Genomic DNA, 16,629 nt, shown 5'->3' with positions numbered 1-16,629 from the left:
CCACCGATGATCACCTGCTACCTGCGCTACGTCCTCGACCCTTACAAACTCGCCGAGTTCGAACACTACGGCAAACTCTGGATCCCGCTGGTGGAGCGCTTCGGCGGCCAGCACCACGGCTACTTCCTGCCTTCGGAAGGTGCCAACAATATCGCCATGGCGATGTTCACCTTTCCAAGCCTTGCCGCGTACGAACGCTACCGCCAGGACTCGATGAACGACCCCGAGTGCCTGGCCGCCTTCCAGTACGCCCAGGACACCCGTTGCATCCTCAGCTATGAGCGCTCGTTCTTGCGCCCGGTGTTCGGGCAGGACTGATGAGCACGCTTTTCGACCTGGAACTGTTCGTGCGGGTGGCCGACGAGGGCAGCCTGTCTGCCGCTGCGCGCAGCCTCGACATCACTCCGGCAGCCGCCAGCCTTGCACTCAAGCGCCTGGAGACGCGCCTGCAAGTACGGTTGTTTGCCCGCTCCACTCGCCAGCAACGGTTGACCGACGAAGGCCGGCGCTACCTCGACAGCGTGCGCCTGGCCCTGGGCGCGCTGGCCGAGGGCGAGCAAGCCTTGCGCGATCAGGCGCTGCAGATGGGCGGGCTGCTGCAACTGGCGGCGCCTTCGGATTTTGGCCGCAGCGTGCTGCTGGCCTGGCTCGATGCGTTCAAGCGCGAATACCCGCGGGTCCAGCTGCAACTGATGCTCAACGACCAGGCCAGCGACCTGTACCGCGAACCAGTCGACGTCGCCCTGCGTTTTGGCGTGCCGGCCGATTCCGACATGGTCGCCTTGCCGATTCTGCTCGATCACCACCGCGTGGCCTGCGCCAGCCCCGAGTACCTGGCGCGCCACGGCACGCCCTCTATGCCCCAGGAGCTGGCTGACCATCAGTGCGTGATCTACCAGCGCAACGGCCGGCCCTATGACCTGTGGCGCTTTGCGCGTGGCAGTGAAGTGAACGAAGTGCGGGTGCACGGCGAATACCGCTGCGATGACGGTGAAGTGGCCCGGCGCTGGGCCCTGGCCGGGCATGGCGTGGTCTACAAGGCCTGGCTGGACGTGGCCGCGGACGTCGCGGCCGGGCGTTTGCAGCGCTTGTTCGGCGACTGGCAGGGCGAGTACGCCCCGGTGTACCTGATGTGCCCGCACCGGGCGCAGGTGACCGAGCGGGTCAAGGCGTTGCAGGGCTTTTTGCAAACACGCTGCCTGCAGTGGGCGGCCAAGGGGCTATAAGTAGGATATTTCCCACTCAATGGGAATCGAGTTTCACCTATTGAGAAAGACTGTGCACCATGGCGCCAAGGAGCACATATGACCTACACCACGCCCACCGATCGCCTGCTGCAGATCCTCGTCGCCCTCGGCCAGGCCAACGAGGCCGTGTCGGCCAAGGAGCTGAGCCTGCAACTGGACCAGCCCCTGAGCAGCACCTATCGGCACCTGAAGACCCTGCTGCGTTGGGGCCTGGCCGAAGACAATGGCCATGGTCGCTACCTGCCGGGCCCGGCCTGCCTGCAACTGGCGAAGAAGTTCGACCGCGAAGCACTGCTGGTGTCGCTGGCCAAGCCCGAGCTCAAGCGCCTGGCCGAACTCAGCCAGGAAAGCGTGGCACTGATGGTGCCGAGCAACGGCCAGGCCATTTGCATCGAACTGATCGACAGCCCGCAGCCGCTGCGCTGCTGTTACCAGAAGGGCCTGGCGCAACCGCTGCGGGTCGGCGCGTCGGCGCGGGTGCTGTTGGCGCACATGGAGCCGGCGCGCAGCCTGGCGATTCTTGAAGAGCAGGGCCTGGAAGCCGAAGCACTGGACAGTTACCGCCAGAGCTTCGTGCAGATCCGTGACCAGGGCTATGCCATCAGCCTCGGTGAAATCGACGACGGCATCTGGGGCGTCAGTGCCCCGGTGCTCGACAGCCGCAACCGCCTGCATGGCGCAATCAGCCTGATGGCCCCGGCCATTCGCGCCCGTCAGAACAGCGAGCGCCTGACCCGCTGGACCTGCGACGTGGCCCTGCGCATCGGTGCGCGGCTGGACTGAATCTACTGGAGTACCCGCATGAACAGCACTACCGCACTGCCGCTCTGGCAGGGCCGCGTCGACGCCGCAGAAGGCGCGGCGGCCCTGCGCTGGCACCAATGGGTGCAGCCCTGGGCTGATGATCAACCGGCTGGCAATGCCCTGGTGGGCCTGGCCTGTGACGAAGGGGTGATCCGCAACCAGGGCCGCAGCGGCGCCCGCCAGGGGCCGCCGGCCCTGCGCAAGGCCTTGGCCAACCTGGCCTGGCGTGGCCAGCGCCCGGTTTATGACAGCGGCGACTTCGTCTGCCTCGGTACTGACCTGGAAGGTGCCCAGCAGGCCTATGCCAAGCGGGTGACGCAACTGCTGGGGCAAGGGCATCTGCCGTTGGGCCTGGGCGGCGGGCACGAAATCGCCTATGCCAGTTTTCTCGGCCTGGCTGGCCATTTACGCCAGCAAGAGGCGCAGCCGCGCATCGGCATTCTCAATTTCGATGCCCACTTCGACCTGCGCCACAGCGCCCAGAGCAGCTCCGGCACGCCGTTCCGGCAGGTTGCCGAGTACTGCCAGCAGGCCGGCATGGCCTTTGAATACTGCTGCCTGGGCGTCAGCGAGCTGAACAACACCCAGGCCCTGTTCGACCAGGCCCAGCGCCTGAACGTGCGTTACCGCCTCGACCGGCAGATGCAGCCGTGGAATATCGCCGCGCTGGAAACCTTCGTCGATGACTTTCTCAGCGGCATCGACCACCTGTACCTGACCCTCTGCCTGGACGTCCTGCCGGCCAGCCAGGCGCCCGGCGTCAGTGCGCCCTCGGCCCATGGCGTCGAGCTGATGGTGGTCGAGCACCTGGCGCGGCGCGCCAAGGCCAGCGGCAAGTTGCGCATGGCCGACATCGCCGAACTCAACCCCGGTCTTGACCAGGACCAACGCACCGCGCGCATCGCTGCGCGGCTGCTGGCCAGCCTGGTCGACTGAAATCCACAACCCCTCTCCAACTATAAAAAGAAGAGTGTTAACCATGCTGACCCTGCAACTCGATGCTCTGACCACCGTCGCCCTGGCGCTCCTGCTGCTGGCGATGGGTGCGCAACTGAAGAAGCACAGCTACTGGCTGCGCCAGCTCTGTGTTCCGGCGCCGGTCATCGGCGGTTTTGGCTTTGCCCTGGTGGTGTGGCTGCTGCGTGACCAGCAGTGGCTGGACATCAAGCTCGACACCGCCATGCAAACGCCGCTGATGGTGGCGTTCTTCACCACCGTCGGCCTGGGCGGCAGCCTTGGCCTGCTGCGCCAGGGCGGCAAGATCCTGTTCATCTACCTGGGTGCCTGCTGGGGCCTGGCGCTGCTGCAGAACCTGGTCGGCGTGGGCATGGCCAAGGCCTTGGGCATCGACCCGCTGCTGGGGATCATGGCCGGCGCCGTGTCGCTGGAAGGTGGCTTTGGCGCCGCCGCAGCCTTTGGCCCGATCGCCGAGAGCCTCGGCACGGTCGGCGCCACTACAGCCGCGCTGGCCTCGGCGACCTTCGGCATGGTTGCCGGTGGCCTGCTCGGCAGCCCGGTGGCGCGTTACCTGATCGAACGCAAGAAACTGGTGGTACAGGCAGACCAGGTCGATGCCCTGCAAGCCCTGGAAAAAGCCAATGAAACCCCCGTTGTCAGCATTGATACGCCGGTGCTGCTGCGCTTGCTGACCTGCATGTTGGTGATCATGGTGCTCGGCTTCTGGATCGGCGATGCGCTGAAGGCGCACCTGGGCATCGTCCTGCCGGTGTACGTCGGCGCCATGTTCGTCGCCATCCTGGCGCGTAACTTCAACGATCGCGCACGGGTCATCGAGATTCCCGACAATGCCGTCAGCACCCTGGGCGACATCAGCCTGGGCATGTTCCTGACCATGGCGATGATGAGCCTGAAGTTCTGGGAGCTGGAGCAACTGGGCCTGCCGCTGCTGGTGATCCTGGTGGTGCAAGTGCTGATCATGGTGCTGATGTGCATCTTCGTCTTGTTCCGCCTGTTCGGCGGCAACTACGACGCGGCGGTACTGTGCGCCGGCTACATGGGCCATGGCCTGGGCGCGACGCCGAACGCGGTGGCCAACATGGGCGCGATCTGCGACCACTACAAGGTGTTCTCGTACAAGGCCTTCATCATCGTGCCGCTGTGCGGGGCGGTGCTGATCGACATCGTCGCCTTGCCGCTGATTACCTGGTTCATCAACGCCTTCAGTTGAGGGTGCGGGGCGGGGCGCAAGGCCCCGCCTTCGATCGGGCTAGAGGGTCTTCATGTATTCGACCAGGGCATAGCGCTCGTCATCGCTGAACGATGATGCGCCGTAGTCGTGGCCGACGTTGAAGTTGCCGGGCAAGGACGTGTCATAGGTGAACGGACTGCCGGGCCCGAAGGCATCGATAAACCCGACCTTTTGCGGGTCGAAGCGGGTCGAGCCCGTCTTGAAGCGCGAGGGCCGTTGCTCGGCGGGCAGCAGCAGGTCGTACAGCGTGGGCACCGAGCCGTTGTGCAGGTAGGGCGCAGTTGCCCAGATGCCGGTCAGTGGGCGGGCCTTGTAGGCCAACGGGTACTTCTGCACGGTTTTGCCGTCCTCGACCGTGGTCATTTTCGCCAGCGTGTAGCACTGATCGAGGCGGTAGGCTTTATCTGCCGGGAGCAGTGTTTCTACCATGCTCAACTGCTTGTCTTTGCTTGCCTGCAGTTGCACGAGCGGTTCGACATGAAAGGCCCCGCGCAGCGCGAGGTCGATGATTTCACTTTTCTGGTTCAGCAGTATTTCCCGCGCGGCGACACCCAATTGCGTGACCAGCGGCGAGCTGTGGTCGATATGGCCTTTTTTGGCATTCAGGTGCTCGCCCAGCAGGTTGCCTGGGGCGCTGGTGAACTGCACGGCATTGCAGGCCATCCACGGATCGCTAGCGATAGTGGAGGGTGACTCCTCTGCGGCGATGGCAATCATCTGGGCCGTGATCGGGGCTGTCAGGTTGTCGCGTGCCAACGGTAGATGACAGCTCACGCACTTTTGTTTGAACAGTTCAGCGCCCAGGCTGGCCTTGCTGCGATCGATTGCCCCCAGTTTCTCCGGCCATTTGGGTGGCTTGAGCTTTTGCAGGGTTCGCTCCAGCTGGTCAAGGTTCTTGACCCGCACACTCGAAATGAACCCCTTGAGCAGAGGCCCCTGTTGCATCGCCACATCGCCGAACACGCCGACCACTTCCGAGGCGTTACGGGCCAGGGCACCGATATCCAGGCCGTTCTTGCCCAGGCGCTTGTTCGGCGCCACGCCGTTCCATTGCACCACATCGTGCTGCGGGGTATTCCACAGGAACGGGTAGCTGACTGGTGCGTCCGAGGGGTTGGGCGTCTGGGCCATGGCGCCGTTTAGTTGCGCCACCCGGTTGAGGATATGTCCCACTGCATCGACGCGGCCGGGGCCGTATTCAAGGTTGGTGGCGTTGAGCGAGGCACCGGTCTTGAGGAACTGGGCGAGGCTGTTGAGCGCTGTGTGCAATTGCAGTCGGTTGGCCGGTGTGTAGCCGTCTTTGAGGACCTTTCGGGCAAAACGGTCGAAGGTTTCTTCGTTGTCGGCGGTGGCATACAGGGCTGCGCGAAAGGCGTCGAGGAAGGCCTGAAAATCGGCATTGGTCGGCCCCCCCTGGATCACCCAGGTGTTGTCGCCGTGGGTAATGTTGGCGGTGTGGCACGCCGCGCAGTTCAAGCCGACCCAAGGCTCCTGGTCGCGTTGATCGGTGTACCAGCGCAGCCGCGAGAAGGTCAGCGTGCGGTCGTCGCCCTGATCGATGACAAAACCGCGAGGCAATCGGTAGACCTCGCCGTTGAAGGGCAGAAGGTGGGGGGTGTAACCGTACGTCGTGATGTTTTTATCGCTTAGAAACCTTTCGGGCTGGCCGGCGACCTCCAGCGCCATCAACCAGCTCAAGGGCACCAGGCGTGAACCCTGGGAGGTGTTCTGCCAGAGCGCCAGGTCCTTGGGGCTCCAGTTCTGGTCCAGAACGGGCTCATCGGCCTGGGCACCGATCGATGCCAGGCACCCGACGCTGATGCTGACTGCTGCCAACACAGACTTCATTGTCATTGCTGCGATCCTTCGTGGCTTAGCCAACGGTGTTGTTAGGACATCAGGTCAAGGGGCATTACCTCTGTTAGCGTTTGCGTTGGCGCCTCGCGGCGCCGCGGTCATTCAGGCTGGATCTTGTTGTGCAGCGTAGAAGGTTTTCAGCGCCGTGGTGGCGTTTTGTCATGGTATTGCGCGGCGGCCAGGCGCAGTGCGCTCAGCTTATCGGTAACGAGCGGTTCTCGATTACCCGCTTCATCACCAGGGTCGAGGTCAGGCGCTGCACATTGGGCAGTGCCGACAGTCGCTCGTCGTACAACTGCTGGAAGGCTGGCAGGTCGCGGGTGACCACCTGCAGCAGGTAGTCCGGATCGCCAAACAGCCGCTGCGCTTCGACGATCTGGGCAATCTCCTGCAGCGCCGCCTCAAAGGCGCTGACCGCCTGGCGATCACCTTCGCGCAAGGTGACGAAGACCATGGCCGAAAAATTCAGCCCCAGGGCGCCCGGCGCCAACTGCGCGCGGTAGCCCTGAATCACCCCGGATTGCTCCAGCGCGCGCACCCGGCGGTGACAGGGCGACAGGCTCAGGCCCACCCGGTCGGCCAGTTCGGTCAGCGACAGGCGCCCGTCGTTTTGCAGCTGCGCAAGGATCTTGCGGTCAATCCTGTCCATGGGGAAGAACCTTTCTGTTCTGACCGTTAGTTCTGGAATATTAGAAAGATAATCCTATCAGCTTTTCTCTAATCTTCCGCTCAACGTCAGATCAGCGAGCGGAGGCAAGCATGCAGGCAAGAAAATTCCAGATTCAGCGCCCGGAGCTGTGGCCATGACCTTGAACATGCTGGCCGCGTTCTGGGCGGTGTCGTTATTGTTGGTGATTACCCCGGGGGCGGACTGGGCCTACGCGATTTCCGCCGGGTTGCGCGGGCGGGTGGTGGTGCCGGCAGTGGCCGGGTTGCTGCTCGGCCATCTGCTGGCAACCCTGATTGTCGCCGCCGGGGTAGGAGGGCTGGTGGCCAGCAACCCCATGGCCCTGACCCTGCTGACTGTGGCCGGTTGCGGTTACTTGCTGTGGTTGGGCATCAACATGCTTGTTCATCCTTCAGCGCCGCAGGCCGGGCTGGCGCAGCAGTCGGCGTCGTGGGCACGCTGGGCGTTCAAGGGCGTCTGCGTCAGTGGTCTGAACCCCAAGGTGTTCCTGCTGTTTCTGGCCTTGCTGCCGCAGTTCACCGATGCCATGGCCGCCTGGCCCGTGCCGGTGCAGATCGTCACCCTGGGCCTGGTGCATGCCGGCAGTTGCGCGGTGGTTTACCTGCTGGTGGGCTTTAGCTCGCAGGCGGTGCTGCAGGCGCGGCCAGCGGCGGCGCAGGTGATCAGCCGGGTGTCGGGGCTGGCGATGGTGGTGATTGCTGCGGTTTTACTCATCGAGCAATGGCTCGGTCACGGGTGAATACACCGAAATTGACCGCCGATCCAGGGAAAAGCGCTTTTGCTCTTTCGACTTGGGGCAAGGGAAGGCACAATGCGTGTCCTTTTTTTGGCCGGCCTGGCCGGGGGCCTCGAAATGATCAAAACGCCGTACTACCTCATCGACAAAACCAAGCTGCTGCGCAACATGGAAAAGATCGCCTACGTGCGCGAGCAGTCCGGGGCCAAGGCCCTGCTGGCACTCAAGTGCTTCGCCACCTGGTCGGTGTTCGACCTGATGGAGCAGTACATGGACGGCACTACCTCGTCGTCGCTGTACGAGCTCAAGCTCGGCCGCCAGAAGTTCGCCGGCGAAGCCCACGCCTACAGCGTGGCCTGGGCCGACGATGAAATCGAAGAGATGCTCGACAACTGCGACAAGATCATCTTCAACTCCATCGGCCAGCTCGAGCGTTTTGCCGAACAGTCTGAAGGCAAGGTCCGCGGCCTGCGCGTCAACCCGCAGGTGAGCAGCTCCGACTACCTGCTGGCCGACCCGGCGCGCCCGTTCAGCCGCCTGGGCGAGTGGGACCCGGTGAAGGTCGAGGCCGTCATCGAGAAGATCTCCGGTTTCATGTTCCACAACAACTGCGAGAACGGCGACTTTGGCCTGTTCGACCAGATGCTGTGCACCATCGAAGAGCGCTTCGGTCACCTGCTGCACAAGGTCGAGTGGGTCAGCCTTGGCGGCGGTATCCACTTCACCGGCGAAGGCTATGCAATCGACGCCTTCTGCGCGCGCCTGAAAGCCTTCTCCGAGAAGTACGGCGTGCAGGTTTACCTGGAGCCGGGCGAAGCGGCGATCACCCAGAGCGCCTCGCTGGAAGTTACCGTGCTCGACACCCTCTACAACGGCAAGCACCTGGCCGTGGTCGACAGCTCGATCGAAGCGCACATGCTCGACCTGCTGATCTACCGCCTGAACGCCAAGCTGGCGCCAAGCGAGGGCGAACACACCTACATGGTATGCGGCAAATCCTGCCTCGCCGGTGACATTTTCGGCGAATACCAATTCGATCGTCCGCTGGCCATCGGCGATCGGCTGTCGTTTGTTGACGCAGCGGGTTACACCATGGTCAAGAAAAACTGGTTCAACGGCCTGAAAATGCCGTCCATCGTAGTGAAACAACTCGACGGTAGTGTCGAGCTGGTTCGTGAGTTTGGTTTCGAAGACTACTTGTCCAGCCTGTCGTAAGCTGGCAGTAAAGGAGAGCAAGAGAAATTGAAGAAGAACGTTCTTATCATTGGTGCAGGAGGTGTCGCCAAGGTGGTGGCCCACAAGTGCGCGCAGCACAACGACGAACTCGGTCGTATTGCTATCGCGTCGCGCAACATCTCCAAATGCCAGGCCATCATCGACAGCGTCAAGGCCAAGGGTAGCCTCAAGCAGCCCGCAGAAATCAAGGCCTTCGCGCTGAATGCGCTGGACGTCGAAGCGACCAAAGCGCTGATCCGCGAAACCGAATCGCAAATCGTCATTAACGTCGGTTCCGCTTTCCTCAACATGTCGGTGCTGCGTGCCTGCATCGATACTGGCGTGGCCTACCTGGACACCGCCATTCATGAAGAACCGGGCAAGATCTGCGAGACGCCGCCCTGGTATGGCAACTACGAGTGGAAACACCTCGAAGAGTGCCAACAAAAGAACGTTACCGCCATTCTTGGCGTGGGCTTCGATCCGGGCGTGGTCAACGCCTATGCCGCCCTGGCCAAGCAACAGTATTTCGACAGCATTGATTCGATCGACATCCTCGACGTCAATGCCGGATCCCATGGCAAGTACTTTGCCACCAACTTCGACCCGGAAATCAACTTCCGCGAGTTCACCGGGCAGGTGTGGAGCTGGCAGAACAGCCAGTGGACCAGCAACACCATGTTCGAAGTCAAGCGTACCGACGACCTGCCGGTAGTCGGCTCGCAGAACCTGTACCTGACCGGCCACGACGAAGTGCACTCGCTGTCGAAGAACCTCGACGTGCCGAACGTGCGTTTCTGGATGAGCTTCGGCGAGCACTACATCAACGTCTTCACCGTGCTGAAAAACCTTGGCCTGCTCAGCGAGCAACCGGTCAAGACCGCCGAAGGCCTTGAAGTGGTACCGCTCAAAGTGGTCAAGGCGGTGCTGCCGGATCCTGCCTCGCTGGCGCCGGGTTACACCGGCAAGACCTGCATCGGCGACCTGGTCAAGGGCACCAAGGACGGCCAGCCGCGTGAAGTGTTCATCTACAACGTAGCGGACCACGAAGAGGCTTACGCCGAAACCGACAGCCAGGGCATTTCCTACACCGCAGGCGTACCGCCTGTGGCCGCGGCGCTGCTGGTTGCCCGTGGCGAGTGGGACGTGCAGCGCATGGTCAACGTCGAGGAGCTGCCAGCCGAGCCGTTCCTCAAGGCGCTGGACGTAATGGGCCTACCGACTCGGGTTAAAGACGAGAACGGCGACCGTCCGTGGAACTGAGTTTCTTGCGGCGGTAAAACACCGGTTGCGCCTTGTCGGGCGTAGCCGGTGAACGCTCGAGGCGCCGACCTGGCGCCTCGATTCAGAGTAAGTGGCTGTTTTAACAACAATTTGTTTGCCTGGGGGCTTCCCAGATGCAATCAAGTTTGTTAAATTGCCGGCCATTCTTGCAACGGCCTTCACCGGCTGGCAGCGCAGGCCCGCAACTTCTCAGGTTGCACCACGCTGCATCATCGCAAGCGAGTGCCAGGCACTCATCGCTACAGCTACAGGGGCGTCGCCAAGCGGTAAGGCAGCAGGTTTTGATCCTGCCATGCGTTGGTTCGAATCCAGCCGCCCCTGCCATTTTCTCGTTGCAAATTCCCAATACTTAAGAACTTCCTGGCAAGCCCGATCAGAAATGCCGCAGGGCGCCCATGCTGACCAGCGCCGCCATCGCCAACAGGCAGACGATTGCCACGGCGTAGGCGATCGTGCGCCACGGTTGCCAGCGGGCCAGAAAGCACAGCGTGTGCAGCAGGCGGGCGACGGTGAACAACAGCATCAGCCCGGCCGTGAGCATGAGCGGTGGGTTGAATACCAGGCACAGCGCGCCGAGCACGAAAAACAGCGGAATGTTCTCCAGATCGTTGGCCCAGGCCTGAGCCGCACGGGCGACCTGCGGCAGTTCCTCGGCACTCGGCGGGCGGCCGACCAGGCCGGCGTCTTCGGGGTTCTTGAAGGTCAGGCGGCTGATGCGATAGAAGCCCTGGTAGCAGGAGATCGCCAGCATCTTCACAAACAGCACGACCACGCACAGCGCGTAGATGGAAAGCAGCGTATTCATCTTCAATCCTTGAAAACCGGGAGCGCGATCATCGCCCGGATTGCCCGGGCGCGTATAGACCAACCGGCGCTCATCGGTGTCAGCAAGGCTCAGAACGTGGCTTTGACCTGCAGGCCGAACACCAGCGCGTTGTCGATGTTGTCAGCGGAAAACGCCCCCGGCTCGATGATGTATTGCACATCCGGGCGCAGGGTCAGCCACGGGGTGGCCTGGTAGCCGTAGCTCAGCTCAATCAACTGCTCGGCGCTGTCCAGGTTGGGGTAGGCAACGCCTGCGGCCACGGCGGCGTCTTGCTGCACATCACGGCTGCGCGGGTTGGGCACGGCGCGGCCATAGCCGAAGGCAAGCGTGTCACGCGGGCGGCCTTCGAACGGCTTGTACAGCACCACGCCTGCGCCATACCACTTGCTGAACGGCGAGGCGGCGGCGCTGGCGGCCGAGTACTGGCCGAAGGCATGCAGGCTGCGGCCCTCGGAGCTCTGCGAGGCCCAGACGGCCTGGTCCACCAGCAGGTAATGGCCGCTGCGGCCGGACACCTCTTTGTCGCTGCCGATGCGTTTCACATCGGAGCTGTCGTAGTAATAACCGAGCTTGTACTCACCCGGCAGTTCGCCGGCAAGCTTGTACACCAGCTCCACCGGAACCACGGTGCCGGTGGTGTGCTTGGGGCCCAGGTGCCAGGCGCGGCTGGAGTTGCCGTTGCTTTCGGGGTCGACGTTGAACGCCGCCACACGCAGTTGCCAGGCCGGCGACAGGTCGTATTTGACCCGCACGCCCAGGTGCGCGTTGGGGTAGTTGGTCCAGCCGCTGCCGCCGGACATGTTCAGCGGATGGCCGCAGAAACCGGCGTTCATGAAGTTGCAGAGGATGCCGCTGTCGAGGCCGCCGAGGTCGTTGCCCATGGCCATGTAGCCGAGCTTGACGTTCAGCGCCGGGGTGAACAGGCTGCGCTCGTAGCTCAGTTCAGTCAGGCGGGTGTAGAGGCCGCCGTAGTTTTCCTGGATCGGCAGGCGGTTGCCCACCAGGTCTTCGGAGGCGCTGTTGCCGCGGCGGTCGTTGATCGTCAGCTGGACTTTGCCGCCGTTGTCCAGGCCGTACAGCTTGCCCAGGTCGAACTGCACGCCCAGCTTGAGGTTCTGCGAGTAACGCGCCGAGCGGTGCAGGCCGCCATCGGCGTTGTAGGCGGTTTCGCCGCTGTAGTCGCCAGTGAACTTGATGCCCTGTTCGTCGAGCTGACGGCGCAGGCCGCCCCAGTCGCCGGTCAGGGTGTTGCGGGTCATCAGGTCGTCGGCCAGGGCCGTGGTGCTGGCCAGGGCCAGGAGCAGGGCAGGGGTGATGCGAGAAGCGCGGGGCATTGCGGGGTATTCCTGGGAGGTCGGTAAAAGTCTCATCGCGGGTCAAGCCCGCTCCCACAAAGGCCTGTGAGAGTGGGCTTGACCCGCGATGGGGGCGATGCGATTTACGGCAGCGCGTAGGCCATTACATAGTCGCCACGGTCCGTCGACTGACGCGCACCACCGGCGGTGATGACCACATACTGTTTGCCGGTTTTCGGTGACACATAGGTCATCGGGCCGCCCTGGCTGCCGACCGGCAGGCGGGCTTTCCACACTTCTTCACCGTTGGCGCTGTTGAAGGCGCGCAGGTAGAAGTCCTGGGTGCCGGCGATAAACACCAGGCCGCCCTGGGTCGACAGGGTGCCGCCGAGGGTCGGCAGGCCAACCTTGATCGGCAGGTGCATGCGGATGCCCAGTGGGCCGGTGTCTTCGACGGTGCCGACCGGCACTTGCCAGGCAACCTTGCGGGTCTTCATGTCGATGGCAGTGAGGGTGCCGAAGGGCGGCGCCTGGCACGGAATGCCGGCCACCGACAGGAAGCGGTTCTTGTTCACCGCATACGGCGTGCCCTTGAGCGGTACCGCGCCCATGCCGGTGTTCAGCGCTTCACCCCCGGAGGCGGCCTGGCCCTTGTTCTGCGACGGGATCATCTGAATCCACAGGCCCAGGCGCATGTCGTTGACGAAGATAAAACCATGCACCGGGTCGGTGGAAATGCTGCCCCAGTTCATGCCACCCAGCGAGCCCGGGAAGCTCAGCGACAGGTCGGTGCCCGGTGCGGTGTACAGGCCGTCGTAGCGCATCTTCTTGAAGTCGATGCGGCACAGCAGCTGGTCATACGGGGTGGCGCCCCACATGTCCGACTCGGTCAGTTGCTGGGCGCCGATCTGCGGCATGCCCACCGATTTAGGCTGGGTCGGCGAGTACGGCTCGCCGGGGATGTTGCCCGGTTTGACCGGGGTCTCGACTACTTCGGTCAGCGGCTTGCCGCTGGCGCGGTCGAGCACGTAGATCTGCCCGGCCTTGGTGCCGATGACCAGCGCCGGCACCGACTGACCGTCGGCCTTGGTGAAGTCGATCAGGCTTGGCTGCATCGGCAGGTCGAAGTCCCAGAGGTCGTTGTGCACGGTCTGGTACACCCACTTCTCTTCGCCGCTGGTCGCGTCCAGGGCCAGCACCGAAGCGCCGTACTTGTGGTTCAGCTCGGTACGCTCGACGCCATAGATGTCGGTGGACGAGCTGCCCATCGGCAGGAACAGGGTGTTCATCGCCGGGTCATAGGACATCGGTGCCCAGCTGTTGGGGGTGCTGCGCACGTAGGTGTTGTCGCCAGTCGGCGCATTGCGATCTTGCGGGTTGCCCGGGTCGAAGGCCCAGCGCATCTGCCCGCTGATCACGTCAAAGCCGCGGATCACGCCGCCTGGCATGTCGGTCTGGACGTTGTCGGCAACCCGGCCGCCGACCACCACCGTGGTGCCGGCCATCAGCGGCGCCGAGGACAATTGGTAGAACGCGTCCGGGACATTGCCCAGGCCGGCCTTGAGGTCGACCTGGCCATTGTTGCCAAAGCCCTGGCAGAACTCACCGGTGTCGGCGTCGACCGCGATCAGGCGGGCGTCAATGGTGTTGGTCAGCAGGCGGCGCTGGCAGTTGGCACCGGCCGGCACGCTGGCGGCGATGATCGGGGTGCTGTTGGGCTGGGTCGGTTGGGCGATCGGCGCGCTGGCATCGAAATAGGCCATGCCGCGGCAACGCTGCCAGACTGCCGACTTGGCGTTGATCGGGTTCTTCCACAGCTCTTTGCCGGTGTCGGCATCGAGGGCGATCAGGTTGTTGTGCGGGGTGCAGATGAACACCTTGTTGCCAACCTGCAGCGGCGTCAGCTGGTCTTCGGCACCGTTGCCGTCGCTGATGGCGACGTCACCGGTGTGGTAGGTCCAGGCCACTTTCAGTTTGTCGACGTTGCTGCGGTTGATCTGGTCCAGGGCAGCGAAGCGGCTGCCGCCTTCGCTGTTGCCGTAATGGGCCCAGTCTTTTTGCGCGTTGGCCGGGTCGACCGCAGTCAGGCCCGGGCCGTCACCGGTGGGGGCAACGCTTGGGTGGGCGACGAACATATTGCCGGCCGCCACCGCCAGGGCGATTGCCAGCACTGCGGCCAGGCCATAGGCACCACGGCCTGGCGTGGCGCCGGCGGCACGCTTGAGCAGCGGGTACACCAGCGTCACCGCCAGGCCCATCGCGGCGAACATGAACAGGCGCGAGAACAGCGGCCAGAACACCAGGCCGACATCGGCCACAGCCCAGATCGCGGTAGCCACCAAAAAGGCGGCGAACAACCAGGCGCCGGCCAGCTTGCGGCGGGCGATCAGCAGCCCGGAGAGGGCCATCAACAGGCCGCCGAGCAGGAAGTACCAGGAACCACCGAGGCTGACCAGCTTCACGCCACCGGCGGCGAGCGCAAGGCCGAGCAGGGCGATGATCACGCCCAGGCCAACCAGGATGAATGTTGAGGCGCCAGTGGCGCGCGGTGAGTGCGTCATATCGAAAAGAACTCGAAGGGGGGAGTGGCCGAATTTTATACCCTTAGCAAGCTAATTAACAAGTTGGTACATAATTTGGCCAGGGCTGCATTGGCGCTGAAATCAGGGCAAATGCCCTCTCCCGCTGGGGGAGAGGGCGGGTATCAGACTTAAGTATCAGTGATGTCGCGGTCCTTGGTTTCCGGCAGGAAAAAGGTGCCGAGAATTGCCGTCATCACCGCGATGACGATCGGGTACCAGAGCCCGTAGTAGATGTCGCCAGTGGCGGCGACCATGGCAAAGGCCACGGTTGGCAGGAAGCCGCCGAACCAGCCGTTGCCGATGTGGTAGGGCAGTGACATCGAGGTGTAGCGGATGCGCGTGGGGAACAGCTCCACCAGCCAGGCGGCGATCGGCCCGTAGACCATGGTCACGTAGATCACCAGGATGGTCAGCAGCAGCAACACCATCGGGTAGTTGGTCTTGGCCGGGTCGGCTTTTTCCGGGTAGCCGGCATCTTTCAGGGCCGTGCCCAGGGTGGCGATGAAGGCGTCGTTCTGCGCCTTGAAATCGGCGGCCGGCATGCCGGTGCCTTCAAAGCTTTGCAGCACCTTGTCGCCGATATGGATCTGCGCGACGCTGCCCGGCTCTGCCTTGACGTTGGCGTAGGGGATGGCTTTTTTCGCCAGCACGCTCTTGGCCAGGTCGCAGGAGCTGGTGAATTTGGCCTTGCCCACCGGGTCGAACTGGAACGAGCACTGGTTGGGGTCGGCCACCACCGTCACCGGGTTCTTCTCCTGGGCGATGAACACGTCGGGGTTACCGTATTCGGTCAGCGCCTTGAAGATCGGGAAGTAGGTCAGCGCGGCGATGATGCAGCCGGCCATGATGATGCCCTTGCGGCCGATGCGGTCCGAGAGGCTGCCGAACAGGATGAAGAACGGCGTACCGATCAGCAGTGAGCCGGCAATCAGCAGGTTGGCGGTCTGCGGGTCGATCTTGAGCATCTGCAACAGGAAGAACAGCGCGTAGAACTGCCCGGTGTACCACACCACCGCCTGGCCGGCGGTGCCGCCGAGCAGGGCCATGATGACGATCTTGAGGTTGTCCCAGCGGGCGAATGACTCGGTCAGCGGCGCCTTCGAGGCCTTGCCCTCGGCCTTCATCTTCTGGAACACCGGCGACTCGCTCAGTTGCAGGCGGATGTACACCGAGACGATCAGCAGCAGGATCGACAGCAAAAACGGGATCCGCCAGCCCCAGGCCTCGAACGCCTCGGTGCCGAGAATGGTTCGGCAGGCGAGGATCACCAGCAGCGACAGAAACAGCCCCAGGGTGGCGGTGGTCTGAATCCACGAGGTGAAGTAACCGCGCTTGCCCTTGGGCGCATGCTCGGCGACGTAGGTTGCCGCACCGCCATACTCACCGCCCAGGGCCAGGCCCTGGAGCAGGCGCAGGGTGATCAGGATGACCGGCGCGGCCACGCCGATGGTGGCGTAGTCGGGTAGCAAACCAACCACGGCGGTGGAGATACCCATGATCACGATGGTGATCAAAAAGGTGTACTTGCGCCCGATCATGTCCCCCAGCCGGCCGAACACAATCGCGCCGAACGGCCGTACGGCAAAGCCTGCGGCGAAGGCGAGGAGGGCGAAGATGAACGACGTGGTCTCGTTGACCCCGGCGAAGAAGTGCTTGGCGATGATCGCGGCGAGCGAGCCGTAGAGGTAGAAGTCATACCACTCGAACACCGTGCCCAGGGAGGAGGCGAAAATCACCTTGCGCTCTTCCTTGGTGATCCCGCGTTTGGGCGCGCTGCCCGTGGTTGTATTGTCGATTGCCGCCATGAGTCTTCTCCGTCTTGTGCTTGTAGGCCGGAGTTCCCACTGTCCTTGCCGCACCCAGGCCTTAGGGTGATGTCATCGGAT

14 protein-coding genes and 1 tRNA gene are annotated in these 16,629 nt (G+C 63.3%); 9 read left to right on the top strand and 6 right to left on the bottom strand.

What is annotated here, in order from left to right:
* Positions 1-6 precede the first annotated feature (6 nt).
* From ACIOVF_RS02260 to gltS, 5 genes are all read left to right on the top strand, one after another.
* A complete protein-coding gene (locus ACIOVF_RS02260) occupies positions 7-318 on the top strand; it encodes an NIPSNAP family protein (RefSeq protein WP_038995821.1) in 312 nt (103 codons plus the stop codon).
* On the top strand, positions 318-1,226 hold the full coding sequence (locus ACIOVF_RS02255; RefSeq protein ID WP_401287151.1) for a LysR family transcriptional regulator: 909 nt from the start codon (positions 318-320) through the stop codon (positions 1,224-1,226). The genes ACIOVF_RS02260 and ACIOVF_RS02255 overlap by 1 nt, the downstream gene beginning before the upstream one ends.
* Before the next feature lie 78 nt (positions 1,227-1,304).
* Entirely contained in the window at positions 1,305-2,030 is a 726-nt protein-coding gene (locus tag ACIOVF_RS02250; RefSeq protein ID WP_038995818.1) for an IclR family transcriptional regulator, read from the top strand.
* Positions 2,031-2,048: 18 nt separating this feature from the next.
* Entirely contained in the window at positions 2,049-2,987 is a 939-nt protein-coding gene (gene hutG / locus ACIOVF_RS02245) for a formimidoylglutamase (RefSeq protein ID WP_401287148.1), read from the top strand.
* 43 nt (positions 2,988-3,030) lie between these two features.
* Complete coding sequence (gene gltS, locus ACIOVF_RS02240) at positions 3,031-4,239, top strand: sodium/glutamate symporter (protein ID WP_401287145.1); 1,209 nt, start codon at positions 3,031-3,033, stop codon at positions 4,237-4,239.
* Between the two features lie 39 nt (positions 4,240-4,278).
* Here the strand turns inward: gltS and ACIOVF_RS02235 are convergent, their stop codons facing one another.
* Positions 4,279-6,114, bottom strand: a complete 1,836-nt coding sequence (locus tag ACIOVF_RS02235; RefSeq protein ID WP_401287143.1) for a di-heme-cytochrome C peroxidase — start codon at positions 6,112-6,114, stop codon at positions 4,279-4,281.
* A gap of 196 nt (positions 6,115-6,310) precedes the next feature.
* The gene (locus ACIOVF_RS02230; RefSeq protein WP_045194191.1) at positions 6,311-6,766 is read right to left on the bottom strand and encodes an Lrp/AsnC family transcriptional regulator; all 456 of its coding nucleotides are present in this window, start codon (positions 6,764-6,766) and stop codon (positions 6,311-6,313) included.
* 154 nt (positions 6,767-6,920) lie between these two features.
* Between ACIOVF_RS02230 and ACIOVF_RS02225 the strand changes: the two genes are divergently transcribed.
* From ACIOVF_RS02225 to ACIOVF_RS02210, 4 genes are all read left to right on the top strand, one after another.
* Positions 6,921-7,544, top strand: coding sequence for a LysE family translocator (locus ACIOVF_RS02225; RefSeq protein WP_401287139.1), 624 nt, complete (start codon positions 6,921-6,923; stop codon positions 7,542-7,544).
* Between the two features lie 114 nt (positions 7,545-7,658).
* Positions 7,659-8,756 carry a carboxynorspermidine decarboxylase gene (gene nspC / locus ACIOVF_RS02220; RefSeq protein WP_045195650.1) on the top strand — a complete coding sequence of 366 codons (1,098 nt, stop codon included), beginning with the start codon at positions 7,659-7,661 and terminating at the stop codon, positions 8,754-8,756.
* A 27-nt stretch (positions 8,757-8,783) separates the two neighbouring features.
* A complete protein-coding gene (locus ACIOVF_RS02215) occupies positions 8,784-10,019 on the top strand; it encodes a saccharopine dehydrogenase family protein (protein ID WP_045194188.1) in 1,236 nt (411 codons plus the stop codon).
* 270 nt (positions 10,020-10,289) lie between these two features.
* Positions 10,290-10,364 (top strand) — tRNA-Gln (locus ACIOVF_RS02210).
* 49 nt (positions 10,365-10,413) lie between these two features.
* Here ACIOVF_RS02210 and ACIOVF_RS02205 read toward each other — a convergent pair.
* From ACIOVF_RS02205 to ACIOVF_RS02190, 4 genes are all read right to left on the bottom strand, one after another.
* Complete coding sequence (locus ACIOVF_RS02205) at positions 10,414-10,845, bottom strand: MAPEG family protein (protein WP_045194187.1); 432 nt, start codon at positions 10,843-10,845, stop codon at positions 10,414-10,416.
* 89 nt (positions 10,846-10,934) lie between these two features.
* Entirely contained in the window at positions 10,935-12,200 is a 1,266-nt protein-coding gene (locus ACIOVF_RS02200; protein WP_401287134.1) for a carbohydrate porin, read from the bottom strand.
* 104 nt (positions 12,201-12,304) lie between these two features.
* A complete protein-coding gene (locus ACIOVF_RS02195; RefSeq protein WP_401287131.1) occupies positions 12,305-14,722 on the bottom strand; it encodes a glucose/quinate/shikimate family membrane-bound PQQ-dependent dehydrogenase in 2,418 nt (805 codons plus the stop codon).
* A gap of 149 nt (positions 14,723-14,871) precedes the next feature.
* Positions 14,872-16,548, bottom strand: coding sequence for an MFS transporter (locus tag ACIOVF_RS02190; RefSeq protein ID WP_093381417.1), 1,677 nt, complete (start codon positions 16,546-16,548; stop codon positions 14,872-14,874).
* Positions 16,549-16,629 lie beyond the last annotated feature (81 nt).

This window comes from Pseudomonas sp. NPDC087612, from assembly GCF_044743505.1.
Lineage (GTDB): Bacteria > Pseudomonadota > Gammaproteobacteria > Pseudomonadales > Pseudomonadaceae > Aquipseudomonas.
This window is presented reverse-complemented; position numbering and strand designations above follow the sequence as displayed.